This window comes from Streptomyces sp. NPDC055099 (assembly GCF_053607685.1).
This window is the reverse complement of the sequence record NZ_JBSGUA010000017.1, coordinates 166,409-190,792: the sequence shown is the minus strand read 5'-3', so window position 1 is coordinate 190,792 and position 24,384 is coordinate 166,409. Positions and strand designations below refer to the sequence as shown.

Below are 24,384 nucleotides of genomic sequence, written 5' to 3'. Positions count from 1 at the left end.
GTCACCGTCACGGCCGTTCCGGGGCACGACGAAGATCACCATACTCGTCGGCGCGGGCTTCGCAAGGCAGCCGTGGGGTGCGCCGGAGAACGCCGAAGGGCGACCACCCAGATGGGTGATCGCCCTTGACGCGCGCTGCCTGAAGCAGCGCCAAAAAGTCCTGCCGCCTACGCGCCCACAGGCGCGCGGCAGACGACTCGCGAGGTGTTACTTGACCTCGACGGAGGCGCCGGCGGCCTTGAGGGACTCGGCAGCCTTGTCAGCGGCCTCCTTGGCGACCTTCTCGAGGACCGGCTTCGGGGTGCCGTCGACGAGGTCCTTGGCCTCCTTGAGACCCAGGGAGGTGAGCTCGCGCACGACCTTGATGACCTGGATCTTCTTCTCGCCGGCGCCGGTGAGGATGACGTCGAACTCGTCCTGCTCCTCGGCAACCTCGGCGGCGGCGGCCGGGCCGACCGGGGCAGCGGCGACGGCCGCGGCGGCGGTGACGTCGAACTTCTCCTCGAAGGCCTTCACGAACTCGGAGAGCTCGATGAGGGTGAGCTCCTCGAACTGGGCAAGCAGGTCTTCCTGGCTGAGCTTCGCCATGATGGGCGATCCTTCCACTAATTCGGCTGGTGCCGGGTGTATATGAAGGCGGGCGTACGTTCGGCCCGCTGCGACCGTCGCCCTAGCGGGCGGCGATCAATGCGCGAGCCGAATTACTCGGCACCGCCCTGCTCGGCCTTCTTGGCACGAAGCGCCTCCGCGGTGCGGACGAACTTCGACGGCAGCGCCTGGAAGAGCTGCGCAGTCTGCGTCTGCTTGCCCTTCAGCGCGCCGGCCAGCTTGGCGAGCAGAACCTCGCGGGACTCGAGGTCCGCGAGCTTCTTGATTTCGTCGGCGGACAGCGCCTTGCCGTCAAGGACACCGCCCTTGATGACGAGGTTGGGGTTGTCCTTGGCGAAGTCACGAAGACCCTTCGCCGACTCCACCGGGTCACCGGTGACGAAGGCAACAGCGGTCGGACCCGCGAACAGGTCGTCCAGCTGGTTGATCCCGGCCTGGTTGGCCGCGATCTTGGTCAGCGTGTTCTTCACCACGGCGTACTCGGAGTTCTCACCGAGCGAACGGCGCAGCTGCTTGAGCTGGGCCACGGTGAGACCCCGGTACTCGGTCAGCACGGCGGCGTTCGAGCTGCGGAACTTGTCCGTGAGCTCGGCTACCGCGGCAGCCTTGTCGGGCGTCGGCATAGAGCGTCGGCCTCCTTCCGGGTGATGAGGACCGCTCAGAAGGGGCTGACAAAACAAAACGCCCCAGCGCAGGCGCATGGGGCGTGAACTCGACCAGACGAAAACCCGTCCGGGAGCACTTCCTCAGTCACCTGCGCGGGTCGTCCGCAGTTTCAGCGGATCCTTCGGCCACCGCACACTCTTGCGAGCACACGGCAACGACCAGCGGTCTTTGGCTTCTGTGGAAGAGTACGCGAACGGGTTCTCGTCAGGCAAATCGGCTCAGGCGCCGCTGTTCGAGTCCATGTCCATGCCGCTCTTCTCGAGCTCCTTGAACATCTCCATCAGGTCGAAGGTCTCGCCGGCCGGCGGAGCGGACACCTTGGCGGTGGCCCCGTAGTCCGAGAACTTCTGCGAGGTCTTCATCGTGCCCTCGGGGCTCTTGATGTCGATGTCCATGCGGACGGGGTAGTCGTCCTCATTGACCCAGACCTCGGTGTCGTAACCCTTGATGCCCGACTTCTCGATGTTCTTGAGCAGCTGTTCGCGCTCGCTCTTGCCGAGCATTTCGTCAAGGCCCTTGTTGGACTCCATCATCTCCTTGACGGAGAGACGGCCCTTGTAGCGCTGCGTCTGGACGCCGTCGACCTTCGCGGGGCCGACGTGCTTCAGATTCGGCGAGTCAAGGAGCATCGCGAGCTGCTGGGCCGGGTCCTGGTTCATGCTGTCCAGGCCGCCGGTCAGCTGCTTCGCGGCCTTCTCGTCGCCGACCTGCTCGGCGATGGTGTTCAGGTCCATCTTGACCCACTGCTTGCCGTCCATGTCCTTGGCGGCGACAGCCCCCATGTCCATGTACATCACGTTGTCGAGCCAGAGCATCCGGACCTTCTCCGGTGCCTCGGGGTCGCCATCCGTGAGCACGGAGCCGGACATCGTCATATCCATGACGGTCGGGTCCCAGCCCATGACGCCGGACATCTTCATGTCACCGCTGGAGCCACCCATGGACTTCGGCGCCGACATCGTCATCTCGACCTTGGCCGACTTGGCCTTCGAGGTCTTCTCGTACGCCGCCGTGATGACCTCGGTCACCTGCGACCGGGACTGGGTCTCCCCCGAGCCCGCCCCCTTGGCCTTGCCGTCCTTGTCGGAGCCTCCACAGGCCACCGCACCCGTACACAGCAGCGTGGTGGCGAGCACGGCGCCCGCAACTCTCTTCACAGTCATGACCCCACCCCTAGGAACACATGATCGACACAATTCAGTCCGGCGAGAATACCCGACGTCCGAGGTCAGGCCTGCGGCTGCTGGTTCATGAGGTCCTTGAAGCTCACCGTGTCCGAGGCCGGGGGCTTCTCCACGGAGACCGGGGTGCCGTAGTCGCTGTAGTAGACCGTCTGGTTGAAGGCGCCGGTCTTCATCTCGGCCTTCTCGGTCTTCTTGACCAGCAGATCGTCGTCGTTGACCCAGATGTCGATCGTCTCGGTGCTCATCCCCGCCTGGCTGAACTGCTTCTTCAGCTCGGCCAGTTGGGACGCGTCCAGGTCGGCGTTCTTGCCCGTCAGGTCGGCGACGTCGACCTCGCCGGAGTAGTGCGTCGTCTTCGTGCCGCGCACCGTCTCCTCGCCCACGCGCTTCACGTCACCCGAGGCGAGCAGCATCTTGACCGACTGGTTCGGGGTGGTGTTCTGCATCTGGTCCTTGAAGGCGTCACCGGCGGCGCCGCCCAACTCGGCCAGCGTCTCGTAGTCGTACTCGATCCAGTGCTTGCCGCCGCCGGCCTGCGAGGCGAACTGGTCGCCCATGTTCGCGTAGAAGCCCGTCTTCAGATAGCGGTAGTCGATCTTCGACTGGCCCATCTGCTTCATCTGCTCGGCCTGGGTGCCACCGGTGAGCGTCGCGGTGACATTGCCGGTGATGCCGTCCGACCACGCCATGGCGCCGTCCATGTTCATCGACATCTGGGTGCCCATGACCGTCTTGCCCTCGATCTTGGCCGAGTCGGCGTCGTCGGTCTTGTCCTCGATGGAGCGCAGGGCGGCTATCGGGCTGAGGGCGACGGAACCGTTCTTCTTGTCCTTCGCGTCACCGTCGCCACCGCCGGAGGAGCCACAGGCCGCGACCCCGGTCAGCGCGGCGGCCACCGCGATCGACAGGCCCGCGCGTCGCATGGTCGTGCTGTTCATGACATCCCACCCCTTGTACTCGTGTGAATCCCGCACGCTAGCGCAGTCCCCCGACAGCTCTGACGGACATGCACGAATACGAGGACGGGCCCCGCACCTCGAAAGGTTGCGGGGCCCGTCACACAGAACGCGTACGCGACGCGGCTGCCGTCAGAATCAGACGGCCGCCGGGTCCTCCTCGACGAGGAGGTTGCGGGTGCGGTTGCTGTCCAGCGGAATGCCGGGGCCCATCGTGGTGGTGAGCGCGGCCTTCTTGATGTAGCGACCCTTGGCGGCCGACGGCTTCAGACGGAGGATCTCCTCCAGCGCCGCGGCGTAGTTCTCCACCAGCTTGGTGTCGTCGAAGGACACCTTGCCGATGATGAAGTGCAGGTTCGAGTGCTTGTCGACGCGGAACTCGATCTTGCCGCCCTTGATGTCGTTGACAGCCTTCACGACGTCGGGGGTGACGGTGCCGGTCTTCGGGTTCGGCATCAGACCACGCGGACCGAGCACGCGGCCGAGGCGGCCGACCTTGCCCATGAGGTCCGGGGTGGCGACGACGGCGTCGAAGTCCAGGCGGCCCTTCGCGACCTCGTCGATGAGCTCGTCGGCGCCGACGATGTCGGCCCCAGCGGCTTCCGCGGCCGCAGCACGGTCACCGGTCGCGAAGACCAGGACCCGGGCGGTCTTGCCGGTGCCGTGCGGGAGGTTCACGGTGCCACGGACCATCTGGTCGGCCTTGCGCGGGTCGACACCCAGGCGGAAGGCGACCTCGACGGTGCCGTCGAACTTGGTCGCGGAGGTCTCCTTGGCGAGACGGACGGCCTCGAGCGGGGCGTAGAGCTTGTCCCGGTCGATCTTGGCGTCCGCAGCGCGGAGAGTCTTGCTGCGCTTCACTTCTGCTCCTGTTGCGGTTACATCATGCGGCTCCGCCGCGTGACAGGTGTGGAGTCGTGGTGCGGACCAGCGCCTGGTCCTACCACTGAGAAAGGTCAGACGGGTGAGGCTCTCAGCCCTCGACCGTGATGCCCATGGAACGGGCGGTGCCGGCGATGATCTTCGACGCGGCGTCCAGGTCGTTGGCGTTGAGGTCTTCCATCTTGGTGGTGGCGATCTCGCGGACCTGCGCCTCGGTGATCTTGGCGACCTTGGTCTTGTGCGGCTCGCCGGAGCCCTTCTCGACACCCGCGGCCTTGAGGATCATCTTGGCGGCCGGCGGAGTCTTGGTGATGAAGGTGAAGGAGCGGTCTTCGTAGACCGTGATCTCCACCGGGATCACCCAGCCACGCTGCGACTCGGTCGCGGCGTTGTAGGCCTTGCAGAACTCCATGATGTTGACGCCGTGCTGGCCCAGCGCGGGGCCGACCGGCGGGGCCGGGTTGGCTGCGCCGGCCTGGATCTGGAGCTTGATAAGCCCCGTGACCTTCTTCTTCTTGGGAGGCATTGCTCTCTCCGGGTCCTAGTGAGAGTTTCCAGCCGCCATCCAGTCATCCGGATGGAGGCATACCGCACCACGATAACGGGTAACGTCATGCGGCCAAAAACCGAGCAGGTCAGACCGGCTTTGAGAGCCCGTCTGACCTGTTCGGAGGCGTATGTTCCAGAGGAAGCCAGGAAGCCGCGAGGGCTAGTTCTTCTGGATCTGGTCGAAGCTGAGCTCGACCGGGGTCTCGCGGCCGAAGATCTCGACGAGACCCTTGACCTTCTTGGAGTCGGCGTTGATCTCGTTGATCGTCGCCTGCAGCGTCGCGAACGGGCCGTCGGTGACGGTGACCGAGTCGCCGACCTCGAAGTCGAGCACCTGGACCTCGACCTTGCGGGACGGAGCCGGCTTGCCCTCGGCCTCGGCGGCCTCACGGGCGGCCTTCTCCTCGGCCTCCGGAGCGAGCATCTTGACGATCTCGTCCAGGGTCAGGGGGTACGGGTCGTAGGCGTTGCCCACGAAGCCGGTGACACCGGGGGTGTTGCGGACGACGCCCCAGGACTCGTTCGTCAGGTCCATGCGCACCAGGACGTACCCGGGGAGCTTGTTCTGACGGATGGTCTTGCGCTCGCCGTTCTTGATCTGCGCGACCTCTTCCTGCGGCACCTCGGCCTGGAAGATGAAGTCCTCGACGTTCAGCGAGACGGCACGCTGCTCGAGGTTGGTCTTCACGCGGTTCTCGTAACCGGCGTAGGTGTGGATGACGTACCACTCACCGGGAAGGGTGCGGAGCTCATCGCGCAGGGCCACGATCGGGTCGACCGGCTCGGCCTCCTCCTCGACCTCCGCGTCGTCCGCGGACTCAGCCTCGGCGCCCTCGACGTCCTCGTCGGACTCGGCGGCGGCTTCCTCGTCGGCCTCGGCGTCCTCGTCGGACTCGGTGTCGGTCTCGACGTGCAGCGCCGACTCTTCGGCGGGTGCGCCCGCGGCGGCGTCAGCAGCCTCGGCCTGGTCCGGGTCCTCGGAGTCCGCCGCCTCGACGATGTCGAGCTGGTCCTCCACGGACTCCGCCGACTCGATGGCGTCGTTCAGGTTCGGGTCAGACACGGTGGCTGCTTCTTCCTGGATACAGAGGGGTGGAACGCGCGAAACGGGCGCCGGGTACGGCGCCCTTCGCTCTCGGCTCAGCCATCGGCTCAGCCGAAGACGTACTTGACGGCCTGGTTGAACCCATAGTCAATCACGGTCACAAGGCCGATCATGATGACGACGAAGACAATCACCACGGTGGTGTACGTCGTGAGCTGACTGCGAGTCGGCCAGACGACCTTGCGGAGTTCCGCGACGATCTGGCGGTAGAAGAGCGCGAGACGGCCGAAGGGGCCCTTCTTGCCGCGCTTGCCGCCCTTGCGGGCCTTCTTCTTGGACTCCGGCGCCTCGTCCTGGGCATCAGGCATGTCGATGGAGCCCACGGCGTCCGTCACTCGTCCTCACCTGATTCCGGGTCGTGGCCGTGCCGCGCCCGGTATGAGCCGCACGGCGGTGCAATGCAGTACGTACATGTGCGCACACATCCTGGCGAAAGGAGTGTGTAGCAGGGCCGGAGGGACTTGAACCCCCAACCGCTGGTTTTGGAGACCAGTGCTCTACCAATTGAGCTACGACCCTTTGATTTCCCCCAACCTACCGCATCCGCCCGGGTGCACAGAGTGCGAGGAGAAGGTGCGGCCGGTGAGGGCCAACGAGCAGTGAGTGTACGTGCTCTGCGGCGCCCCGTCGAACAGAAACGGATCCGGTGGTCTCGCAAAGCCGCGTGCCCGGGGTCTTTCCGGTCTGGAACGATGGGGCGATGAGCGCTTCCACTTCTCCCACCGAGCGCCGGGTCTCCGCCCGTATCGGCGCGATCTCCGAGTCCGCGACCCTCGCTGTCGACGCCAAGGCGAAGGCCCTCAAGGCCGCCGGGCGGCCGGTGATCGGTTTCGGCGCGGGTGAGCCCGACTTCCCGACGCCCGACTACATCGTCGAAGCCGCCATCGAGGCCTGCAAGAACCCGAAGTACCACCGCTACACCCCGGCCGGCGGGCTCCCCGAGCTCAAGGCCGCGATCGCCGCGAAGACGCTGCGCGACTCCGGGTACGAGGTCGACGCCTCGCAGGTACTGGTGACTAACGGCGGCAAGCAGGCCATCTACCAGGCGTTCGCCGCGATCCTCGACCCGGGCGACGAGGTCATCGTCCCGGCTCCCTACTGGACGACGTACCCGGAGTCGATCCGTCTCGCGGGCGGTGTGCCGGTCGATGTCGTCGCCGACGAGACCACGGGTTACCGCGTCTCGGTGGAGCAGCTCGAGGCCGCGCGCACGGAGCGCACGAAGGTCGTCCTCTTCGTGTCGCCGTCCAACCCGACGGGCGCCGTCTACAGCGAGGCCGACGCCGAGGCGATCGGCCGCTGGGCCGTCGAGCACGGCCTGTGGGTCATGACCGACGAGATCTACGAACACCTCGTCTACGGAGACGCCAGGTTCACCTCGCTCCCGGCGATCCTGCCCGAGCTGCGCGACAAGTGCATCGTGGTCAACGGAGTCGCCAAGACGTACGCGATGACCGGCTGGCGCGTGGGGTGGATCGTCGGACCGAAGGACGTCGTGAAGGCCGCGACGAACCTCCAGTCGCACGCCACGTCGAACGTCTCCAACGTCGCGCAGGTGGCGGCCATCGCGGCCGTCTCCGGAGGGCTGACCGCCGTCGAGAAGATGCGCGAGGCCTTCGACCGGCGGCGCAGGACGATGGTGCGGATGCTGAACGACATCGAGGGCGTGTTCTGCCCCGAGCCGGAGGGCGCCTTCTACGCGTACCCCTCGGTGAAGGGCCTCATCGGCAAGGAGATCCGTGGCAAGCGCCCGCAGGACTCCGTGGAACTCGCCGCGCTGATCCTGGAGGAGGCCGAGGTCGCGGTCGTCCCGGGTGAGGCCTTCGGGACGCCTGGTTACCTGCGTCTTTCGTACGCCCTGGGTGACGAGGACCTCGTCGAGGGCGTCTCGCGCATCCAGAAGCTCCTTGCTGAGGCCCGCGACTAGGCACCTTCCGGTTTGAGTACGCGGGCCGTCTCCCCTCTCCGGGAGGCGGCCCGCTTCTTCGTTCGGGGAAGGCCACGAAGGGGGAAAGTGGCTTCCGGGACGCCACGTGCGTACGGCAAGATCCTCGAATGGAGCGTGTACGTGACGTAAGAGAGCTGCCCAAGGCCCATCTGCATCTGCACTTCACCGGGTCGATGCGGCCCACGACCCTGCTGGAGCTCGCCGACAAGTACGGGGTGCGGCTGCCCCCGGCGCTGACCGGCGGTGAGCCTCCGCAGTTGCGGGCGACCGATGAACGCGGGTGGTTCCGCTTCCAGCGGCTCTACGACATGGCACGGTCCTGCCTGCGGGAGCCCGATGACATCCGGCGCCTGGTGCGGGAGGCCGCCGAGGAGGACATCCGGGACGGCTCGGGGTGGCTGGAGATCCAGGTCGACCCGACGTCGTACGCGCCGCGGCTCGGTGGGCTCATCCCGGCCCTGGAAATCATCCTGGACGCCGTCGAGAGCGCCTCGCGGGACACCGGCCTCGGAATGCGCGTGCTCGTCGCCGCGAACCGCATGAAGCACCCTCTGGACGCCCGCACGCTGGCACGCCTCGCGGTGCGGTACGCCGACCGCGGCATCGTCGGCTTCGGGCTCTCCAACGACGAACGCCGGGGCTTCGCGCGGGACTTCGACCGGGCCTTCGCGATCGCGCGGGACGGCGGCCTGCTCGCGGCGCCGCACGGCGGCGAACTGAGCGGGCCCGCCTCCGTGCGGGACTGCCTGGACGACCTGCACGCGGGGCGGATCGGGCACGGGGTGCGGGCGGCGGAGGACCCGCGGCTCCTGAAGCGTCTCGCGGAGCGGGGGGTGACCTGCGAGGTGTGCCCGGCGTCGAACGTGGCCCTGGGGGTCTACGAGAAGCCCGAGGACGTACCGCTGCGCACCTTGTACGACGCCGGGGTGCCGATGGCCCTGGGAGCCGACGACCCGCTGCTCTTCGGGTCACGGCTGGCCGCGCAGTACGAGATCGCGCGCAAGCACCACGCCTTCGACGACAGCGAACTCGCCGAGCTCGCCCGGCAGTCGGTGCGCGGTTCGGCGGCCCCCGTCGACGTACAGGAGAAGCTGCTCTCGGGCATCGAGGAGTGGCTCAGCGGCTGATGCCCGCGAGGAGCGTGCGGGCGAGGGCGGCGGCGAACTCCTCGACGGGCTGCGGGGGTTGCTTGCCGACCGTGGAGTCGTAGGCGAAGGCGCGCTGGGCGCAGGCGCCCAGGAGGAGCGAGGCGGCGGCGAACGTGTCGGCGCCGGGGGCGATCCGGCCTGCGTCGCGTTCGGTGCGGAGGTAGGCGTCGAGGGCCTCGATGGGCACGTGCGGGCCCGTGCCCATCTCCTGCATGGAGTCTTCGTGGCGGCGCTTGAGCCTGGTCTCGGCGTAGAGGGACGCGGCGATCGGGAAGCTCTGGGCGTAGAAGTGGCTGGCCAGGCGGGCGATCTCGGCGAGGTTCTCCTCCACGGGGCGCTCCCCCGGGTCCTCCGCGAGGCGGCGCAGGAGCGGGCCGAGCCGGGGCAGCCTCTCCTGGAGGACGCCCACGAACAGCTCCTCCTTGCTCGCGAAGTGCTTGTAGAGGGCCGCTTCGGAGCAGCCCGCCGCCTTGGCGATCTCCTTGGTGGTGGCACGGGCGAGGCCGATGGTGAGCATGAGGTCGTGCGCCGCGTCGAGAATGCGGGCCCGGGTGGGCTTTTGCTGCATGTGCCGTCCAACCAACCTTGACGAAGAGGTGAGCGGATACTCACCCTAGGGGTGAGTGAATACTTACCCACCTGGGGAGGGTGTGCGATGAGGCTCACGGTGTTCGGTGCGACCGGAGGTGTCGGCGGGGAGATCGTCAGGCAGGCGCTCGCGGCGGGCCACGAGGTCACGGCGGTCGTGCGTGATCCCTCGCGGCTGAGGGTGACGGGCGAGGGCCTTGAGGTGTTCCGGGCCGACCTGACCGATCCGGAGGCGCTGCGGGCGGCGGTGGCCGGACGGGACGCGGTCCTCTCGGGGCTCGGGCCGCACAAGAGGGCGGACGCGGGGGTCGCGGCGCCGCTCACGCGTTCGGTGCTGCACGCGATGGAGGCCGAGGGGGTGCGCAGGCTGGTGGTGGTGAGCGCGTCGCCGGTGGGCCCTCCTCCCGAGCGCCAGACGGTGGTCGACCGGATCGCGGGCGCCCTGGTCAGCAAGATCTTGAAGCCGGTGTACGACGACCTGCGGACCATGGAGGCGGAGCTGGCGGCCAGCGGGACGGACTGGACGTCCGTGCGCCCGCCGAGGCTGCAGGACAAACCGGCCACGGGCGTCTACCGCCGGGTCGTCGGGGGCACGCCCACCAGCGGGCGGTTCATCGGCAGGGCCGACGTGGCGCACGCGATGCTGGCGGCGGTCGACGACCTGACGACGGTGAAGCAGGGCGTGGGCGTGGCCTACTAGAGACCGCGCCCACCGGGGGCTCAGAGGCTGACGCCCACCGTCACCGGCTCGTTGACCAGGGTGACCCCGAAGGCGTCCCGCACTCCGGCGACGACCTCACGGGCGAGGGCCAGCAGGTCCTCCGTGGTCGCGCCGCCGCGGTTGGTCAGGGCGAGGGTGTGCTTGGTGGAGATGCGCGCCGGGCCCTCTCCGTAGCCCTTGGTGAAGCCCGCCTTGTCGATGAGCCAGGCGGCGGAGGTCTTCACGCGGCCGTCCTCCGTCGGGAAGGCGGGCGGCGCCACGTCCGGGCCGAGACGGTCCACCACGCGCGCGTGGAACGCGGTGAACTCCTCCTCGGTGAGGATCGGGTTGGTGAAGAAGGACCCGGCCGACCAGCTGTCGTGGTCCTCGGGGTCCAGCACCATGCCCTTGCCCGCGCGCAGCTTCAGGACGGTCTCCCGGGCGACGGCCGCGGGCACCCGGTCACCGGCCTGGACGCCGAGCGTGCGGGCCGTCTCCGGGTACTTCAGGGGGGCGCTCATCCCCTGGGCGTCCTCCAGGGCGAAGCGGACACGCAGCACCACGAAGCGGTCGGGCTCGGCCTTGAAGCGGCTGTGGCGGTACGAGAAGTCGCACTCGGCGTTCGCGACGGTGACCGTCTCGTGGGTCTTCCTGTCGTACGCGACCACTTCGGTGATGGTCGCCGAGACCTCCTGGCCGTACGCCCCCACGTTCTGGATCGGCGTCGCGCCCGCGGAGCCCGGGATGCCCGCGAGGCACTCGATGCCCGCGAGGCCGGCCTCCACGACGCGGGCCACCGCGTCGGTCCACACCTCGCCGGCCGCCAGCTCCAGCTTCGTGCCGTCGAGCGCGAAGCCCTTCGTGGCGATGCGCAGAGCGGTGCCGTCGAAGCCCTTGTCTCCGATGACGAGGTTCGAGCCGCCGCCGATGAGCAGCAGCGGGGTCCCGGAGTCGTCGGCTTCGCGGACGGCGGCGATCACCTCGGCGTCGGTCGTCGCGGTGATCAGACGGGCCGCGGGACCGCCGAGCCGGAAGGTGGTCAGCGGGGCGAGGGGAGCATCGTGGAGTTCCTGCACGTGCTCAAGAGTACGGTCCGTGGCCCCGCCGCTCGGGCGGGGCCACGGACCGTGGAGACGGTATGGGGTGAGACCGGTTCAGACGCCTGCCGCGGTGCGCTCCTCGGCCACCGCGGGAGCGGCGTCGGCCGGCTTCTCGGCCGCGGTCCGCCCCGGCAGCAGCGCCGCCGCCACCGCGCCCACCGCGACCAGGGCGGCGCCGATCCAGAGCGCGGGGACGAGGCCGTCCACGAAGTACTGGGCGGGCCCGTAGCCGCCCTGGGCGGAGAAGACCGCGGCGAGGATCGCGATGCCGAGGGCGCCGCCGACCTCACGCAGGGCGTTGTTGGCGCCGGACGCGATGCCCTGCTCGGACGGGCGGACGCTGGACATCACCAGGCTCGCGGCGGGGGCGAAGTACATCGCCATGCCGACCCCGCTGATGATCAGGGCGGGCAGCTGGGCGACGTACGACACGTCGGGCTCCACGACGGCCGCGAACCAGGCGAGGCCGACGGCCTGGAGCGCGAGCCCCGCCGTCACGACGACCCGGCCGCCGATCCGGTCCGAGAGGTACCCCGCGATGGGCGCGACGATCATCGGCATACCGGTCCAGGGCAGCATGCGCAGGCCGGCCTCGGTAGGCGAGTAGCCGACGACGAGCTGCAGGAACTGGCTGAGCAGGAAGATCGAGCCGAACATCCCTACGAACATCAGCAGGCTCGCCGCGTTGATCGCGGAGAACGCACGGCTACGGAAGAGCCGCATCGGCAGCATCGGGTTCTCGGCGCGTATGCCGTGCCGTACGAAGAGGGCCAGGAGCACGCCGCCGCCGATCAGGCCGCCGAGGACGGTCGCGCTCGTCCAGCCGTCGAGGTTGCCGCGGATCAGCGCGTACACGATGCCGAAGAGGCCGCCGCTGGCCAGCAGCGTCCCGGTGACGTCGAGCGGCGCTCCGGTGCCGTACGACTCGGAAAGCCGCAGGCGGGCCAGGGGCAGCAGCGCGAGGCCGAGCGGGACGTTCAGCCAGAAGATCCACTGCCAGGACGCGTGTTCGGTGAGGCTGCCGCCGACGAGCGGACCACTGGCGACCGCGAGGCCGTTGACCGCGCCCCAGATCCCGTACACCATCCCGCGCTTGGCCGCCGGTACCGCCGCCGTCAGCAGGGTCAGCGTCAGCGGCATCATGATCGCGGCGCCGACGCCCTGGACCGCGCGGGCGGCGATCAGTGCCTCGATGCCGGGTGCGAGGGCCGCGGCGCCGGAGGCTCCGGTGAAGACCGCGAGGCCCACGATGAAGAGCTTGCGACGGCCGAAGCGGTCACCCAGTGCCGCACCGAACATCAGCAGCACGGCGAAGGTGAGGGTGTAGGCGCTCACCGTCCATTCGAGGTCGTGCAGCGCTCCCCCGAAGTCCTCGCGGATGGCGGGCAGGGCGGTGGTGACGACGAGGTTGTCGAGGGCCGCCATGAAACCGGCGACGCTGGTGATGGCGAGGGCCCAGGCCGCTTCCCCGCGCCGCGCCGGCTTCTGCTGTGGCCGCTCCTGCTCCTGATGCCGCTTCTGCTTCTGCTGCTGTGACATTGCTTTCCCCTGTGGTTAGTTATTGATGACTAACTTTTGTGGGCGCAAAAGTACGCACCCCCCTGACGCGCGCCGGAGCGCGCGGCTCACTGCTTGGGCTGTGCCGATTCGTAGAAGCCGGTCCACACCCGGTGATCGGGACCGAACCCCATCGACACCAGAACGTTGACGAGCATCCCGTACGCCAGGAACTGCGTCGCCTCACTCACGTCCGCACCCAGCGCGAGGCGGACCGTGTCGTACATCTCCATCCAGGAGGCCCGCAGCGCCTCGCCGAACTCCCGGTCGCCGGACGCCTCCGCGGAGGCCACGGCGACGTACATCTGCATCTGCATGAGGAGCTTGTCCGGGTCGTCGGCGATGAGCGCCTGATAGGCCGCACCCATGGCATGGAGGGCTTCCTCCGCCTCGAGCCCCTCGGCCGCCTTCCTGAAGACCTCGGTGACCTCCTGGCAGCAACGCCCGGACGCGGCGAGGAAGATGGCCTGCTTACCGGGGAAGAGCCGGAAGAGATACGGCTGCGAGACGCCGACTCGCTTGGCGATCACCTCGGTGGACGTGCCGTGGTACCCACCGCGGGCGAACTCGGTCATCGCCGCCCGGATGACACTCTCGCGCCGCTCTTCCGCACTCATCCTGACCATGCGATGAAGTTAGTGGCCAATCACTACCTAGGTCAAGTGGTCGTGATGACGAGCCACGAAGTAAGGGGCGTCCGCTATGGCGGACGCCCCTTACCCATGAGACCTGCGATGCAGGCGATGCCTGCGATACCGGCGAACGTCAGGCGAGCTGAACCACGGCGCGGGACATGCCGAGCACCTTCTGGTCGCCGCTCATCGCCGTCAGGTCCACCCGGACCCGGTTGTCGTCGAGCTTCACGGCGACCTTCGCGCTGACCTCGACCAGCGCGCCCTTGTCGTCGTTCGGGACGACGACGGGCTTGGTGAAACGCACGCCGTACTCGACGACGGCGGCCGGGTCGCCCACCCAGTCCGTCACGACCCGGATCGCCTCGGCCATGGTGAACATGCCGTGCGCGATGACGTCCGGAAGGCCGACCTCGACCGCGAACTTCTCGTTCCAGTGGATCGGGTTGAAGTCACCGGAAGCACCCGCGTAGCGAACGAGGGTGGCACGCGTCACAGGGAAACTCTGGGGCGGCAGCTCGGTGCCGACCTCGACGCTGTCGTACGAAATCTTTGCGGTCATCGCGTCACGCTCCCTCTGCCGCGGGCTCCGCCGCACGCGCGACGAGCTTGGTCCAGGCGGTCACGACGTGCTCGCCGGCCTCGTCGTGGACCTCGCCGCGGATGTCCAGGATGTCGTTGCCCGCCAGCGACTTGATGGCCTCGATGGTCGAGGTGACCGTCAGCCGGTCCCCCGCGCGCACCGGGCGGGTGTACGTGAACTTCTGGTCCCCGTGCACGACGCGGCTGTAGTCGAGCCCCAGCTGAGGGTCCTCGATGACCTGGCCCGCGGCCTTGAACGAAATGGCGAACACAAAGGTCGGGGGTGCGATCACATCAGGGTGTCCGAACGCCTTGGCGGCCTCCGCGTCGATGTACGCGGGGTTGGCGTCGCCCACCGCCTCGGCGAACTCACGGATCTTCTCCCGGCCGACCTCATAGGGATCGGTGGGCGGGTAGGACCGCCCCACGAAGGACTGGTCGAGCGCCATGGACTCGGTACCTCCTGCAGGTATGGGTAACAGGTATGGGTAAACGACGCGAGGCCGCCCCCAGAAATCGGGGACGGCCTCGTGTACGAGCCTGTGTCTAGCGCGTTTCGCGGTGCGCAGTGTGCGCGTTGCAGCGCGGGCAGTGCTTCTTCATCTCAAGACGGTCCGGGTCGTTACGCCGGTTCTTCTTGGTGATGTAGTTCCGCTCCTTGCACTCCACGCAGGCCAGCGTGATCTTCGGGCGGACGTCTGTGGCAGCCACGTGAGTGCTCCTTGACGGACGGATGGACGGATGAACGCAAAAAAATAGTAGCCGATCGAAGGTCCGACCCCACAATCGGCTACCAATTCAGTAGCGGTGACCGGACTTGAACCGGTGACACAGCGATTATGAGCCGCTTGCTCTACCGACTGAGCTACACCGCTGCAGATGCCGGATCCCCCCGCCCGAGGGCGAGGATCACTCGACATCAGAGCCCCAATGCGGAATCGAACCGCAGACCTTCTCCTTACCATGGAGACGCTCTACCGACTGAGCTATTGGGGCGAGCGATGAAGACATTACACGGTCGGTCGCCGATCGCCCAAATCCGTTTCGCCGGGGCTGTCCGGGGGCATCTCGGCAGGCGCCCCAGCCGTCTCACCACGTCACTTCGGCGCCTCGCGCCACACCGGTTCGGCCTCCCCTGTCACACCGGTCAGGCACCTCCCGCCCCACCGGTTCGACGTCTTCCACCGGGCCCCTTCGGAGCCGCACACCACGCCGGTACGACTATTTCGCTCCTCCTCGAAGAGGGCCGGTCGTCGCCCTAGGCTCGACCCACTCTGCGTGATCTTGGACGTTTTCGTCCCGGACGCCTCCGTCCCGGATGACGCCACGCCCCGCAGCCGCCCCCGAGCCTCAGGAGCGCGATGCCCGACAGCCAGCCGCAGCCCCACTCCTCCGGGTCCTCCGGCTCTTCCGGCTCCTCAGGTGACGACGCCGACGCCTCCGCGCTGCTCCTCTGCGGCGCCCGGCTGACCGACGGCCGGACCGTGGACGTGCGGCTCGGTTCCGGGCGCATCGAGGCGGTCGGCACGGCGGGCAGCCTGACCGCGCACGGCACGCGCGTGGACCTCGGCGGCTATCTCCTGCTGCCGGCCGCGGCCGAACCGCACGCGCACAGCGACACGGCCCTGTCCGCGGACGCGGAGGGTCCGGTCTCGTACGAGGTCGCCGACGTGCAGCGCCGGACCACCGAGGCCGCCCTCCTGCAGCTCGGGCACGGCGCGACGGCGCTGCGCTCACACGTGCGGATCGGCGACGTCCAGGGGCTCACGTCCATGGAGGCCGTGCTCCAGGCCCGGCGCTCGCTGCGGGGCCTGGTCGACCTGACCACCGTGGCCGTGCCGCGCCTGCTGACCGGGGTGGCCGGTGCCGACGGGCTCGCGATGCTGCGGGACGCCGTGAAGATGGGCGCCTCCGTAGTGGGCGGCTGCCCCGACCTGGACCCCGATCCGACCGGCTATGTGGAGGCGGTCCTCGAAGTCGCCGCCGAGCACGGCTGCCCCGTCGACCTGCACACGGACGGCAGCGATCCGGCGCGGCTCGGGCGGCTCGCCGCGATGGCGGGCGGGCTGCGGCCCGGGGTGACGATCGGGCCGTGCGGCGGGCTCGGACGGCTGCCGTCGGATGTGGCCGGGCGGACCGCGGAGCAGCTGGCGGCGGCCGGCGTGACGGTGGTGTGCCTGCCGCAGGGCGGGTGCGGAAGCGTGGAGCGGCGGGGGGCGGTGGCGCCGGTGCGGCTGCTTCGGGCGGCCGGGGTGCGGGTCGCCGCGGGCAGCGGGGCCATGCGGGACGTGTCGAACCCCGTGGGGCGCGGGGATCCGCTGGAGGCCGCCTACCTGCTGGCCTCGCGGTGCGGTCTTCGCCCCGAGGACGCGTACGGCGCGGTCAGCTCGGCGGCACGGGCCGCGGTGGGGCTCCCCCAGGTCCGGGTGGAGGCGGGATTCCCCGCGGAGCTGCTCGCGGTGCGGGGCGACCATCTCGCGGGGGCGCTCTCGCTCGCGTACAGCCGCATCGTGGTGCACCGGGGGCGCGTGGTGGCACGGACGAGCGCGGTGCGGGAGTACTGCGACTCGGCGGCCGCCGTGGCGCTCGACCTGCCCCGGCAGGGCCGCTCGAAGGGGAGCGGTCCGGGCCGGACGAAGGGCGCGGAACCCTCCTGAGGGCGGGTGACGCGTCCTGACGTGCTCCCGCGTGCGCGGGGCGATCACGCGGGAGCTGTCGTACGGTCGGAGACATGCGCATTGTCATCGCTGGAGGTCATGGTCAGATCGCGCTGCGGCTCGAGCGGTTGCTCGCCGGGCGGGGTGACGAGGTCGTCGGGATCATCCGCAGAAGCGGGCAGGAGGCCGATCTGCGGGACGCGGGTGCCGAAGCGGCGCTGTGCGACCTGGAATCGGCGTCCGTCGACGAGGTGGCCGGGCTTCTGGAAGGCGCCGACGCGGCCGTCTTCGCCGCGGGCGCGGGGCCGGGCAGCGGCGCCGACCGCAAGAACACCGTGGACCGCGACGCCGCCGTGCTCTTCGCCGACGCGGCCGAGCGCGCGGGCGTGCGGCGCTACGTCGTCGTGTCGTCGATGGGCGCGGACCCCGCGCACAAGGGCGACGAGATCTTCGACACCTATCTGCGCGCCAAGGGCGAGGCCGACGCGTCCGTACGCGGCCGCAAGGCCCTGGACTGGACGATCCTGCGCCCCGGCATGCTCACGGACGACGCGGGCACCGGTCTCGTGCGCCTGGAGGCGTCGACCGGGCGCGGGCCGATCCCGCGTGACGACGTGGCCGCGGTCCTCGCCGAGCTGGTGGACTCGTCGGCCACGGCGGGTCTGACGCTGGAGCTGGTGAGCGGTTCCACTCCGGTGTCCGTGGCGGTCAAGTCCGTTGCGGGCAACTGACGTTCATACGGCGATGTCTGTCCTCTGACGGCGAGATGTCGGCCCTCTGAGGGATGTCCCGCGCGCGGGGCAGTGCTTGGCTGGAGGCACTGCCTACGTGAGGAACGCCATGTCTGCTTCCGATGTGCCCGCCGCGCAGGAAGCCCTCTTGCGGCAGATGTACGCCGTCTTCGGTACCGAAGAGCGCGACGCGTTCATCGCGCGGTCCCTGGCACCCGACGTTGACTGGCCGAATCTCCTGGACAACACCCGCGCCCGGGGCATCGCGGCGGTCCGCGCCTACTGGGCACGGCAGTTCGCGGTGATGCACCCCTTGGTGCACCTGGAGCGGCTGCGGCTCGACGACGACGGCCGGCGGGTCGTGGCGACGGTGCGGCCGGGGCTGCGGGACGAGACGGGCGACCACTGGGCGCCGACGACGGTCGAGCACGTCTACACGTTCCGCGAGGACGGTCTGGTGAGCCGGATGGACGTACGGCAGCGCTGACCGCCTCGTCCCGCGCCGGACGCCCTGGAGGCCCGTGGGAGCGCCTCAGAACAGCGGAAGCTGCCCGGGGAAGTCCGGGACCGCGTAACCGTCCAGAGCGGGCTGTGCGGCGCCCAGCATGGCCTGCCTGCGCGAGCCGGGGCACGAGACGAGGTCACCGCTGCCGCGCGGGCCCGAGCCCGGCGGATCATGCCGGGCGAACCGTCCCGCGACGACCGCGATCTCACGGCGGCACTCGGGACAGTTCCTGCGGCGCGACGAGGAGGGCATGGCTGGCATCGACGACATGCTCCTCAGCGTACGAAAAGACCCCCTCCGCCTTGCGTTTCCGCAAGACCGGAGAGGGTCTCCTTCGTGTGGCGGCGCCAGGATTCGAACCTGGGAAGGCTGAGCCGGCAGATTTACAGTCTGCTCCCTTTGGCCGCTCGGGCACACCGCCTGGGTCGCTGCCTGGAAACATCCGCTGTGGGGCGGCGCTCCGTGGCAACGACGTAAACGATACCTGATGGACAGGGGTGCTTCGCCACCCGATTGATCGGCCCCCGGCACGAGGGCGGTGGCTAGGCTTTGCGGGTGCGGCCAGGGACCGAAGGCCGTGCACCAGCCGAGTACGCAGACCCCGATACAAGGAGCCACAGGACATGGCCGACTCCAGTTTCGACATCGTCTCGAAGGTCGAGCGGCAGGAGGTCGACAACGCCCTCAACCAGGCCGCCAAGGAGATCTCGCAGCGCTACGACTTCAAGGGCACGGGCGCCTCCATCGCCTGGTCCGGCGAGAAGATCCTGATGGAGGCGAACGGTGAGGAGAGGGTCAAGGCGATCCTCGACATCTTCCAGTCCAAGCTGATCAAGCGCGGCATCTCGCTGAAGTCGCTGGACGCGGGCGAGCCGCAGCTGTCGGGCAAGGAGTACAAGATCTTCGCCTCGATCGAAGAGGGCATCTCCCAGGAGAACGCGAAGAAGGTCGCCAAGATCATCCGCGATGAGGGCCCCAAGGGCGTCAAGGCGCAGGTCCAGGGCGACGAGTTGCGGGTCAGCTCGAAGAGCCGCGACGACCTGCAGGCCGTACAGGCGCTGCTCAAGGGGCAGGACTTCGACTTCGCGGTGCAGTTCGTCAACTACCGCTGATTGCCGGTGAGTGCGCCAGTAAGTACTGCTGGTCGCTCCTGCCGGCCGCTCGTCGTACGACGCCGAAGGGCGGGCACCCTCTTGGGGTGCCCGCCCTTGCTGCTGGCCGCAGATCGGGGGACCGGCGCCTCGGGGGCGCGGGTGGCTCAGCGACGCGAGTGGCCGAAGAGGATGCGGTAGGCGACGAGCAGGACCAGTGAGCCGCCGATCGCCGCCGCCCAGGTGGCGCCGTCGTAGACGTCGGTGGCTATGGGCCGGTCGAGATAGCGGGCGGAGATCCAGCCGCCTATGAAGGCGCCCGCGATGCCGATGACGGTCGTGCCGATGAAGCCACCCGGGTCCCGGCCGGGCAGCAGGATTTTGGCGACGACACCGGCGATCAGCCCCAGAACGATCCAGCTGATGATGCCCATGCGGTGTACCTGCCCCTCTTCGTGCTGTTGTCCTGGAGGACGTCACGGGAGCGGGGCGCGGTTGCGGTGGTCAGCGTGATGCGGTGTAGGACACACGAGGGCCGCGCCGCGGTGCGGCACGGCCCAAAGGGTGCGTCAGCGCGCGGCGAACGGCTGGTCCGTACGCACGATTTCGCGGCCGAGCGGCATCAACGACACCGGGATCAGCTTGAAGTTGGCGACGCCCAGCGGGATGCCGATGATCGTGACGCACAGGAGGACGCCGGTCACGATGTGGCCGAGCGCGAGCCACCAGCCCGCGAGGATCAGCCACAGGACGTTCACGACGCAGGACGGCGCGCCCGCGTCGCGGCGCTCAACTGTCGTGTAGCCGAAGGGCCACAGGGCATAGCGGCCGATGCGGAAGCTCGCGACGCCAAAGGGGATCCCGATGATCGTGATGCACAGGAGCACCCCCGCCAGGAGATAGCCGAGGAACATCCAGAAGCCGCACAGGACGAGCCAAATGACGTTCAGGATTGTCTTCACTGTTGGCGACCTGCCATCTGCTCGAGCCGGGCAATGCGCTCCGCCATCGGCGGATGCGTGGAAAACATCTTGGACATGCCCTGCCCCGGACGGAAAGGGTTCGCAATCATCATGTGACTTGCCGTCTCGAGGCGTGGCTCGGGCGGCAGCGGAAGCTGCTTCGTCCCCGCGTCGAGCTTGCGCAGGGCGCTCGCGAGGGCCAGGGGGTCCCCGGTGAGCTGCGCGCCGGACGCGTCGGCCTCGTACTCCCTGGAGCGGCTGATCGCGAGCTGGATGATGGAAGCCGCGAGCGGGCCGAGGAGCATGATCAGGAGCATGCCGAAGATGCCGGGGCCTTCGTTGTCGTTCGACCTGCCGATCGGGATCAGCCAGGCGAAGTTGACCAGGAACATGATCACCGAGGCGAGCGCGCCGGCGACCGACGAGATCAGGATGTCGCGGTTGTAGACGTGGCTGAGCTCGTGGCCGATGACGCCTCGCAGCTCGCGCTCGTCCAGGAGGCGCAGGATGCCGTCGGTGCAGCACACCGCCGCGTTGCGGGGGTTGCGGCCCGTCGCGAACGCGTTCGGCGCCTCCGTGGGCGAGATGTAGAGGCGGGGCATGGGCTGGCGGGCCTGTGTCGAGAGCTCGCGGACCATGCGGTAGAGCTGTGGTGCCTCGAATTCGCTCACCGGGCGTGCGCGCATGGCGCGCAGGGCGAGCTTGTCGCTGTTCCAGTACGCGTACGCGTTGGTGCCGAGCGCCACGAAGAGCGCGACGATCAAGCCCGTACGCCCGAAGAAACTGCCGATGACGAGGATGAGAGCGGACAGTCCCCCGAGGAGTACGGCGGTCTTCAGCCCGTTGTGCCGGCGGTGCACGGTACGCCCTCCTGTGGTGCGTGGGGGAACCCTCTGTCTGCTGGTGCTTCCACTCTTCAGTGGACCCTCCCGTACTGGTCAACGCCAGGCGGGGAGCACTAGTTCCCTTGTGCGCGCAGGAGCGGCGCGGCAGCGGTGTGGGCCGCTCGGGTGATGCCCGAGCGGCCCACAAAGAAGAGGGCCTGTCAGAAGAGGCCGGTGTCGGAGAACCTCAGGACGAGTTGCGGCGCTCCGGAGAGCGCGATGCCGAGGACCGCGGTGAGGGCGATGGCCGCCGTCAGGGGGGCCGGGACGCGGTGCTTGGCCGGCTCGCCCTCGGGGGCGCGGAACAGCAGCGCGGTCCACTGGAGGTAGTAGAAGAGCGCGATCACTACGTTCACGGCCATCACCACGGCGAGCCAGCCGAGGCCCGCGCCGACCGCCGCCGAGAAGACGGTGACCTTCGCGAAGAGGCCGATGATGCCCGGCGGCAGGCCCGCGAGGCAGAGCAGGAAGAAGCCGAGCACCAAGGCCGCGAGGGGGCTCCTCGCGTACAGGTCGCGGTAGTCGCTGACACGGTTCAGGCGCTGCGTCCGGCCGACGAGCGCGGCGACGGCGAACGCCCCGAGGTTCACGGCCGCGTACATCAGGGCGTACGCCACGGTGGAGCCGACGGCCTTCTCGGCCTCGGCGGGGTTGTCGGCGTATCCGGCGGCGGCGATCGGCACCAGGAGGTATCCCGCCTGGCCGACCGAGGACCAGGCGAGCAGACGTACCGCGCTGTACGCGCGCGTGGCCTGCTGGCGCAGCGCCGCCACGTTGCCCGCGGTCATGGTGAGGGCGGCCAGCACGGCGAGCGCCGGGCCCCACACGTCGGCGTACGAGGGGAAGGCGACGACGGTGACGAGGATCAGGCCGGTGAAGCCGACCGCCTTGCCGACGACGGAGAGATACGCGGCGACGGGCAAGGGCGCGCCCACGTAGGTGTCGGGCACCCAGAAGTGGAAGGGCACGGCGGCCACCTTGAAGGCGAAGCCGACGAGGGTGAGGGCGACGCCGGTCTGGGCGAGCGTGTCCAGCTGTCCGTCGACGTGCTGGAGCTCTTCGGCGATCTCCGTGAGGTGCATGGTGCCGGTCGCTGCGTACACGAAGCTGACGCCCATCAGCGTCACGGCGGTCGCGGTGACGGAGGAGAGGAAGAACTTCAGCGCCGCTTCGGAGGACCGCTTGTCGCCGTACCTGAGGCCGACGAGCGCGAAGGCGGGCAGGGAGGCGACTTCGAGGGCGACGATGAGCGTGGCGAGGTCGCGCGAGGCGGGCAGCAGCGCGGCACCCGCGGCGGAGGAGAGCAGCAGGAACCAGAACTCCCCTTCGGGGAGTTCCTTCTCCGTGCCGTTCGCGTCCTTGAGTGTGCTGATCGAGAGCAGCGCCGCCAGCAAGGCGCCGCCGATGACGAGCAGTTGGATGACGAGCGTGAAGCGGTCGGCGGTGTAGCTGCAGGCCTGGGCGCCACCGGTCAGGCAGAAGGTCGACCGGTCGTCGTTCACGATCGGCAGCAGGGAGAGCGCGGCCGCGGCGAGACCTGCCACGGAGACCCAGCCGAGCAGCGCCTTCTTCTTGTCGCCCACGAAGAGGTCGGCGACAAGCACCAGAAGTCCGACGACCGCCGTGATGGTGGGCGGAGCGATCGCGAGCCAGTCGACGGACTGGACGACGCCGGCGGCGCTTTCGGCGGCCACGGTCACGACTTGCCTCCTGAGAGGAGCTGCTGCACGGCCGGGTCGGTGAGGCCGAGCAGAGCGGCGGGCCAGAGTCCGGCGAGGACGGTGAGGGCGACGAGCGGGGTCCAGGCGGCGAACTCGTAGCCCTGGACGTCGGCGAGCGCCGGGGTGCCGGTCTCGTCGGCGCCCTGGGGCACCTGGGACCCCTGGGGCATCGGGCCCATGCAGACGCGGCGTACGACGATGAGCATGTACGCGGCGGTGAGCAGGGTGCCGACGGCGGCGATCGCCATGAAGGTGAGGAAGGCCGGGCGGCTGAGTCCTTCGGCGGGCTTGAACGCGCCGAACAGGGCGAGCATCTCGCCCCAGAACCCGGCGAGGCCCGGGAGGCCGAGCGAGGCGACGGCGCCGAAGGCGAGGAGGCCGCCGAGGCGGGGCGCCTTGCCGTAGAGCGCGGCGCCCGATTCCTGCGCGAGGGTGTCGAGGTCGCTGGTGCCGGTGCGGTCCTTCAGCGCGCCGACGAGGAAGAACAGCAGGCCGGTGATGAGGCCGTGCGCGATGTTGGCGAACAGCGCGCCGTTCACGCCGGTCGGGCTCATCGTCGAGATGCCGAGCAGCACGAAGCCCATGTGGCCCACGGACGAGTACGCGATGAGGCGCTTGAGGTCGCCCTTCGCGCCCTGCTTGGCGAGCGCGAGGCAGGCGAGCGAACCGTAGATGATCCCGACGACGGCGAAGGCCGCGAGGTACGGCGCGAAGGTCTGCATCCCGTCGGGCGCGATCGGCAGCAGGATCCGGACGAAACCGTACGTGCCCATCTTCAGCAGCACGCCGGCCAGCAGGACCGAGCCGACGGTGGGCGCGGCGGTGTGCGCGTCCGGCAGCCAGCTGTGCAGCGGCCACATCGGCGTCTTGACCGCGAGCCCGATCCCGACCGCCAGAACGGCGATGACCTGCACGGATGTACTCAGCCGAGAGCCGTTGTCAGTGGCGAGTGCCACCATGTCGAATGTGCCGGACTTGAGGCCGATGAGGAGGAGGCCTAGCAGCATCACGACGGAGCCGAGAAGCGTGTAGAGGATGAACTTCCAAGCCGCTTGCGTGCGTTGGGCGCCGCCCCACCGTGCGATGAGGAAGTACATCGGGATGAGGACCATCTCGAACGCCAGGAAGAACAGCAGCAGATCGAGGACGGCGAAGGTCGCGAGGGTGCCGGACTCGAGCACGAGGATCAGCGCCACAAATGCCTTGGGGGACGGCCCGATCGGCATTTTGAAGTAGGAGTACAGCGCGCAGAGGAAGGTCAGCAGCGCGGTCAGGACCAGGAGGGGGAGCGAGATGCCGTCGATGCCGAGGTGGATGCGCACGTCGAGTGCGGGAATCCAGCTGATATCGGTCGTGGCCTGCATCTTTGACGGGTGGGTTGGGGCCTCCCCTGCTCGAGCGGAGTCGAGAGCTTGGGGATGGTCGAAGCCGAGCGCGAGGACGATCGCCGCGATGAGGATCGCGCCGGTGACGAACACGCCGTGGCGCAGCACGGCCTGGTCGGGTGACTTCCCCTTCAGTCCGGGCGGGGCGGGCAGGAGAGCCGCCACGGCACCGATGAGCGGGCCGACCACGATCAACGCGAGAAGAAGCTGCATCACGGATTCACTGATATCGATCACGGCTG

27 protein-coding genes, 4 tRNA genes and 1 pseudogene are annotated in these 24,384 nt (G+C 68.9%); 7 read left to right on the top strand and 25 right to left on the bottom strand.

Annotated features, from left to right (window positions below):
• Nucleotides 1-207: 207 nt before the first annotated feature.
• The 9 genes from rplL to ACWFRU_RS34165 form a co-directional block, all read right to left on the bottom strand.
• Nucleotides 208-588, bottom strand: a complete 381-nt coding sequence (gene rplL, locus ACWFRU_RS34205) for a 50S ribosomal protein L7/L12 (protein ID WP_453691997.1) — start codon at nucleotides 586-588, stop codon at nucleotides 208-210.
• A 113-nt stretch (nucleotides 589-701) separates the two neighbouring features.
• Nucleotides 702-1,232, bottom strand: coding sequence for a 50S ribosomal protein L10 (gene rplJ / locus ACWFRU_RS34200; RefSeq protein WP_453691996.1), 531 nt, complete (start codon nucleotides 1,230-1,232; stop codon nucleotides 702-704).
• A gap of 261 nt (nucleotides 1,233-1,493) precedes the next feature.
• Nucleotides 1,494-2,438 (bottom strand): hypothetical protein, encoded by a 945-nt coding sequence (locus ACWFRU_RS34195; protein ID WP_453691995.1) that lies wholly within the window; start codon nucleotides 2,436-2,438, stop codon nucleotides 1,494-1,496.
• 65 nt (nucleotides 2,439-2,503) lie between these two features.
• Nucleotides 2,504-3,397 carry a hypothetical protein gene (locus tag ACWFRU_RS34190; protein WP_453691994.1) on the bottom strand — a complete coding sequence of 298 codons (894 nt, stop codon included), beginning with the start codon at nucleotides 3,395-3,397 and terminating at the stop codon, nucleotides 2,504-2,506.
• 156 nt (nucleotides 3,398-3,553) lie between these two features.
• The gene (gene rplA / locus ACWFRU_RS34185; RefSeq protein ID WP_160506642.1) at nucleotides 3,554-4,276 is read right to left on the bottom strand and encodes a 50S ribosomal protein L1; all 723 of its coding nucleotides are present in this window, start codon (nucleotides 4,274-4,276) and stop codon (nucleotides 3,554-3,556) included.
• A gap of 112 nt (nucleotides 4,277-4,388) precedes the next feature.
• A complete protein-coding gene (gene rplK, locus ACWFRU_RS34180) occupies nucleotides 4,389-4,823 on the bottom strand; it encodes a 50S ribosomal protein L11 (RefSeq protein WP_355803871.1) in 435 nt (144 codons plus the stop codon).
• Between the two features lie 183 nt (nucleotides 4,824-5,006).
• Nucleotides 5,007-5,909, bottom strand: coding sequence for a transcription termination/antitermination protein NusG (gene nusG / locus ACWFRU_RS34175; RefSeq protein WP_453691993.1), 903 nt, complete (start codon nucleotides 5,907-5,909; stop codon nucleotides 5,007-5,009).
• An 89-nt stretch (nucleotides 5,910-5,998) separates the two neighbouring features.
• Entirely contained in the window at nucleotides 5,999-6,286 is a 288-nt protein-coding gene (gene secE, locus ACWFRU_RS34170; RefSeq protein WP_190084400.1) for a preprotein translocase subunit SecE, read from the bottom strand.
• A gap of 111 nt (nucleotides 6,287-6,397) precedes the next feature.
• Nucleotides 6,398-6,470: transfer RNA gene (locus tag ACWFRU_RS34165), tRNA-Trp, on the bottom strand.
• Nucleotides 6,471-6,651: 181 nt separating this feature from the next.
• Here ACWFRU_RS34165 and ACWFRU_RS34160 point away from each other — a divergent pair.
• Both ACWFRU_RS34160 and ACWFRU_RS34155 read left to right on the top strand, forming a co-directional pair.
• Nucleotides 6,652-7,878, top strand: coding sequence for a pyridoxal phosphate-dependent aminotransferase (locus tag ACWFRU_RS34160; RefSeq protein WP_453691992.1), 1,227 nt, complete (start codon nucleotides 6,652-6,654; stop codon nucleotides 7,876-7,878).
• A gap of 128 nt (nucleotides 7,879-8,006) precedes the next feature.
• Nucleotides 8,007-9,026, top strand: a complete 1,020-nt coding sequence (locus ACWFRU_RS34155; protein WP_453691991.1) for an adenosine deaminase — start codon at nucleotides 8,007-8,009, stop codon at nucleotides 9,024-9,026.
• On the opposite strand, the gene ACWFRU_RS34150 is transcribed toward ACWFRU_RS34155, so the two are convergent.
• Nucleotides 9,016-9,615, bottom strand: a complete 600-nt coding sequence (locus ACWFRU_RS34150; protein ID WP_363212702.1) for a TetR/AcrR family transcriptional regulator — start codon at nucleotides 9,613-9,615, stop codon at nucleotides 9,016-9,018. The genes ACWFRU_RS34155 and ACWFRU_RS34150 overlap by 11 nt on opposite strands.
• A gap of 87 nt (nucleotides 9,616-9,702) precedes the next feature.
• Here ACWFRU_RS34150 and ACWFRU_RS34145 point away from each other — a divergent pair, with 87 nt between their 5' ends.
• Complete coding sequence (locus ACWFRU_RS34145; protein WP_453691990.1) at nucleotides 9,703-10,335, top strand: NAD(P)-dependent oxidoreductase; 633 nt, start codon at nucleotides 9,703-9,705, stop codon at nucleotides 10,333-10,335.
• A gap of 20 nt (nucleotides 10,336-10,355) precedes the next feature.
• On the opposite strand, the pseudogene ACWFRU_RS34140 reads toward ACWFRU_RS34145, so the two are convergent.
• The 8 genes and pseudogenes from ACWFRU_RS34140 to ACWFRU_RS34105 form a co-directional block, all read right to left on the bottom strand.
• A pseudogene (locus tag ACWFRU_RS34140) lies at nucleotides 10,356-11,429 on the bottom strand (UDP-N-acetylmuramate dehydrogenase); the annotation flags it as partial.
• A 60-nt stretch (nucleotides 11,430-11,489) separates the two neighbouring features.
• Nucleotides 11,490-12,974, bottom strand: a complete 1,485-nt coding sequence (locus ACWFRU_RS34135; RefSeq protein ID WP_453691989.1) for an MFS transporter — start codon at nucleotides 12,972-12,974, stop codon at nucleotides 11,490-11,492.
• Nucleotides 12,975-13,060: 86 nt separating this feature from the next.
• Nucleotides 13,061-13,618 (bottom strand): TetR/AcrR family transcriptional regulator, encoded by a 558-nt coding sequence (locus tag ACWFRU_RS34130; RefSeq protein WP_453691988.1) that lies wholly within the window; start codon nucleotides 13,616-13,618, stop codon nucleotides 13,061-13,063.
• A 139-nt stretch (nucleotides 13,619-13,757) separates the two neighbouring features.
• Nucleotides 13,758-14,186: a MaoC family dehydratase gene (locus tag ACWFRU_RS34125; RefSeq protein ID WP_453691987.1), complete on the bottom strand. Its 429-nt coding sequence runs from the start codon at nucleotides 14,184-14,186 to the stop codon at nucleotides 13,758-13,760.
• A gap of 4 nt (nucleotides 14,187-14,190) precedes the next feature.
• Nucleotides 14,191-14,655: an FAS1-like dehydratase domain-containing protein gene (locus tag ACWFRU_RS34120; RefSeq protein WP_453691986.1), complete on the bottom strand. Its 465-nt coding sequence runs from the start codon at nucleotides 14,653-14,655 to the stop codon at nucleotides 14,191-14,193.
• Nucleotides 14,656-14,752: 97 nt separating this feature from the next.
• Nucleotides 14,753-14,917, bottom strand: a complete 165-nt coding sequence (gene rpmG / locus ACWFRU_RS34115; protein WP_004571794.1) for a 50S ribosomal protein L33 — start codon at nucleotides 14,915-14,917, stop codon at nucleotides 14,753-14,755.
• Between the two features lie 91 nt (nucleotides 14,918-15,008).
• A tRNA-Met gene (locus ACWFRU_RS34110) sits at nucleotides 15,009-15,081 on the bottom strand.
• 48 nt (nucleotides 15,082-15,129) lie between these two features.
• A tRNA-Thr gene (locus ACWFRU_RS34105) sits at nucleotides 15,130-15,202 on the bottom strand.
• 365 nt (nucleotides 15,203-15,567) lie between these two features.
• On the opposite strand from ACWFRU_RS34105, the gene ACWFRU_RS34100 reads away from it, so the two are divergent.
• The 3 genes from ACWFRU_RS34100 to ACWFRU_RS34090 all read left to right on the top strand — a co-directional run bounded on the left by ACWFRU_RS34100 (nucleotide 15,568) and on the right by ACWFRU_RS34090 (nucleotide 18,081).
• The gene (locus ACWFRU_RS34100) at nucleotides 15,568-16,863 is read left to right on the top strand and encodes an amidohydrolase family protein (protein ID WP_453691985.1); all 1,296 of its coding nucleotides are present in this window, start codon (nucleotides 15,568-15,570) and stop codon (nucleotides 16,861-16,863) included.
• 74 nt (nucleotides 16,864-16,937) lie between these two features.
• On the top strand, nucleotides 16,938-17,594 hold the full coding sequence (locus tag ACWFRU_RS34095; protein ID WP_453691984.1) for an NAD(P)H-binding protein: 657 nt from the start codon (nucleotides 16,938-16,940) through the stop codon (nucleotides 17,592-17,594).
• A 109-nt stretch (nucleotides 17,595-17,703) separates the two neighbouring features.
• On the top strand, nucleotides 17,704-18,081 hold the full coding sequence (locus ACWFRU_RS34090; RefSeq protein ID WP_453691983.1) for a nuclear transport factor 2 family protein: 378 nt from the start codon (nucleotides 17,704-17,706) through the stop codon (nucleotides 18,079-18,081).
• A gap of 45 nt (nucleotides 18,082-18,126) precedes the next feature.
• On the opposite strand, the gene ACWFRU_RS34085 is transcribed toward ACWFRU_RS34090, so the two are convergent.
• Nucleotides 18,127-18,369, bottom strand: a complete 243-nt coding sequence (locus ACWFRU_RS34085) for a hypothetical protein (protein ID WP_453691982.1) — start codon at nucleotides 18,367-18,369, stop codon at nucleotides 18,127-18,129.
• Between the two features lie 69 nt (nucleotides 18,370-18,438).
• Nucleotides 18,439-18,520, bottom strand: a tRNA-Tyr gene (locus ACWFRU_RS34080).
• A gap of 202 nt (nucleotides 18,521-18,722) precedes the next feature.
• Between ACWFRU_RS34080 and ACWFRU_RS34075 the strand changes: the two genes are divergently transcribed.
• A complete protein-coding gene (locus ACWFRU_RS34075) occupies nucleotides 18,723-19,211 on the top strand; it encodes a YajQ family cyclic di-GMP-binding protein (RefSeq protein ID WP_055564526.1) in 489 nt (162 codons plus the stop codon).
• Nucleotides 19,212-19,357: 146 nt separating this feature from the next.
• Here the strand turns inward: ACWFRU_RS34075 and ACWFRU_RS34070 are convergent, their stop codons facing one another.
• From ACWFRU_RS34070 to ACWFRU_RS34050, 5 genes are all read right to left on the bottom strand, one after another.
• Nucleotides 19,358-19,624, bottom strand: a complete 267-nt coding sequence (locus ACWFRU_RS34070; RefSeq protein WP_363212714.1) for a GlsB/YeaQ/YmgE family stress response membrane protein — start codon at nucleotides 19,622-19,624, stop codon at nucleotides 19,358-19,360.
• A 135-nt stretch (nucleotides 19,625-19,759) separates the two neighbouring features.
• On the bottom strand, nucleotides 19,760-20,152 hold the full coding sequence (locus ACWFRU_RS34065) for a YccF domain-containing protein (RefSeq protein WP_453691981.1): 393 nt from the start codon (nucleotides 20,150-20,152) through the stop codon (nucleotides 19,760-19,762).
• On the bottom strand, nucleotides 20,149-21,012 hold the full coding sequence (gene htpX, locus ACWFRU_RS34060) for a zinc metalloprotease HtpX (protein ID WP_363212716.1): 864 nt from the start codon (nucleotides 21,010-21,012) through the stop codon (nucleotides 20,149-20,151). Before htpX ends, ACWFRU_RS34065 begins: the two co-directional genes overlap by 4 nt.
• Before the next feature lie 185 nt (nucleotides 21,013-21,197).
• A complete protein-coding gene (locus ACWFRU_RS34055) occupies nucleotides 21,198-22,736 on the bottom strand; it encodes an NADH-quinone oxidoreductase subunit N (RefSeq protein WP_453691980.1) in 1,539 nt (512 codons plus the stop codon).
• On the bottom strand, nucleotides 22,733-24,379 hold the full coding sequence (locus tag ACWFRU_RS34050; protein WP_453691979.1) for an NADH-quinone oxidoreductase subunit M: 1,647 nt from the start codon (nucleotides 24,377-24,379) through the stop codon (nucleotides 22,733-22,735). Before ACWFRU_RS34050 ends, ACWFRU_RS34055 begins: the two co-directional genes overlap by 4 nt.
• Nucleotides 24,380-24,384: the final 5 nt, after the last annotated feature.

Coding starts and splice junctions, on each gene's coding strand:
- ACWFRU_RS34095 (WP_453691984.1), top strand. CDS start 16,938: ATGCGCATTGTCATCGCTGGAGGTCATGGTCAGATCGCGCTGCGGCTC.
- ACWFRU_RS34150 (WP_363212702.1), bottom strand. CDS start 9,615: ATGCAGCAAAAGCCCACCCGGGCCCGCATTCTCGACGCGGCGCACGAC.
- ACWFRU_RS34195 (WP_453691995.1), bottom strand. CDS start 2,438: ATGACTGTGAAGAGAGTTGCGGGCGCCGTGCTCGCCACCACGCTGCTG.
- ACWFRU_RS34075 (WP_055564526.1), top strand. CDS start 18,723: ATGGCCGACTCCAGTTTCGACATCGTCTCGAAGGTCGAGCGGCAGGAG.
- ACWFRU_RS34145 (WP_453691990.1), top strand. CDS start 9,703: ATGAGGCTCACGGTGTTCGGTGCGACCGGAGGTGTCGGCGGGGAGATC.
- ACWFRU_RS34100 (WP_453691985.1), top strand. CDS start 15,568: ATGCCCGACAGCCAGCCGCAGCCCCACTCCTCCGGGTCCTCCGGCTCT.
- rplL (WP_453691997.1), bottom strand. CDS start 588: ATGGCGAAGCTCAGCCAGGAAGACCTGCTTGCCCAGTTCGAGGAGCTC.
- ACWFRU_RS34070 (WP_363212714.1), bottom strand. CDS start 19,624: ATGGGCATCATCAGCTGGATCGTTCTGGGGCTGATCGCCGGTGTCGTC.
- ACWFRU_RS34135 (WP_453691989.1), bottom strand. CDS start 12,974: ATGTCACAGCAGCAGAAGCAGAAGCGGCATCAGGAGCAGGAGCGGCCA.
- ACWFRU_RS34190 (WP_453691994.1), bottom strand. CDS start 3,397: ATGAACAGCACGACCATGCGACGCGCGGGCCTGTCGATCGCGGTGGCC.
- ACWFRU_RS34120 (WP_453691986.1), bottom strand. CDS start 14,655: ATGGCGCTCGACCAGTCCTTCGTGGGGCGGTCCTACCCGCCCACCGAT.
- ACWFRU_RS34085 (WP_453691982.1), bottom strand. CDS start 18,369: ATGTCGTCGATGCCAGCCATGCCCTCCTCGTCGCGCCGCAGGAACTGT.
- rplK (WP_355803871.1), bottom strand. CDS start 4,823: ATGCCTCCCAAGAAGAAGAAGGTCACGGGGCTTATCAAGCTCCAGATC.
- ACWFRU_RS34130 (WP_453691988.1), bottom strand. CDS start 13,618: ATGGTCAGGATGAGTGCGGAAGAGCGGCGCGAGAGTGTCATCCGGGCG.
- ACWFRU_RS34155 (WP_453691991.1), top strand. CDS start 8,007: ATGGAGCGTGTACGTGACGTAAGAGAGCTGCCCAAGGCCCATCTGCAT.
- rplJ (WP_453691996.1), bottom strand. CDS start 1,232: ATGCCGACGCCCGACAAGGCTGCCGCGGTAGCCGAGCTCACGGACAAG.
- ACWFRU_RS34160 (WP_453691992.1), top strand. CDS start 6,652: ATGAGCGCTTCCACTTCTCCCACCGAGCGCCGGGTCTCCGCCCGTATC.
- ACWFRU_RS34125 (WP_453691987.1), bottom strand. CDS start 14,186: ATGACCGCAAAGATTTCGTACGACAGCGTCGAGGTCGGCACCGAGCTG.
- ACWFRU_RS34090 (WP_453691983.1), top strand. CDS start 17,704: ATGTCTGCTTCCGATGTGCCCGCCGCGCAGGAAGCCCTCTTGCGGCAG.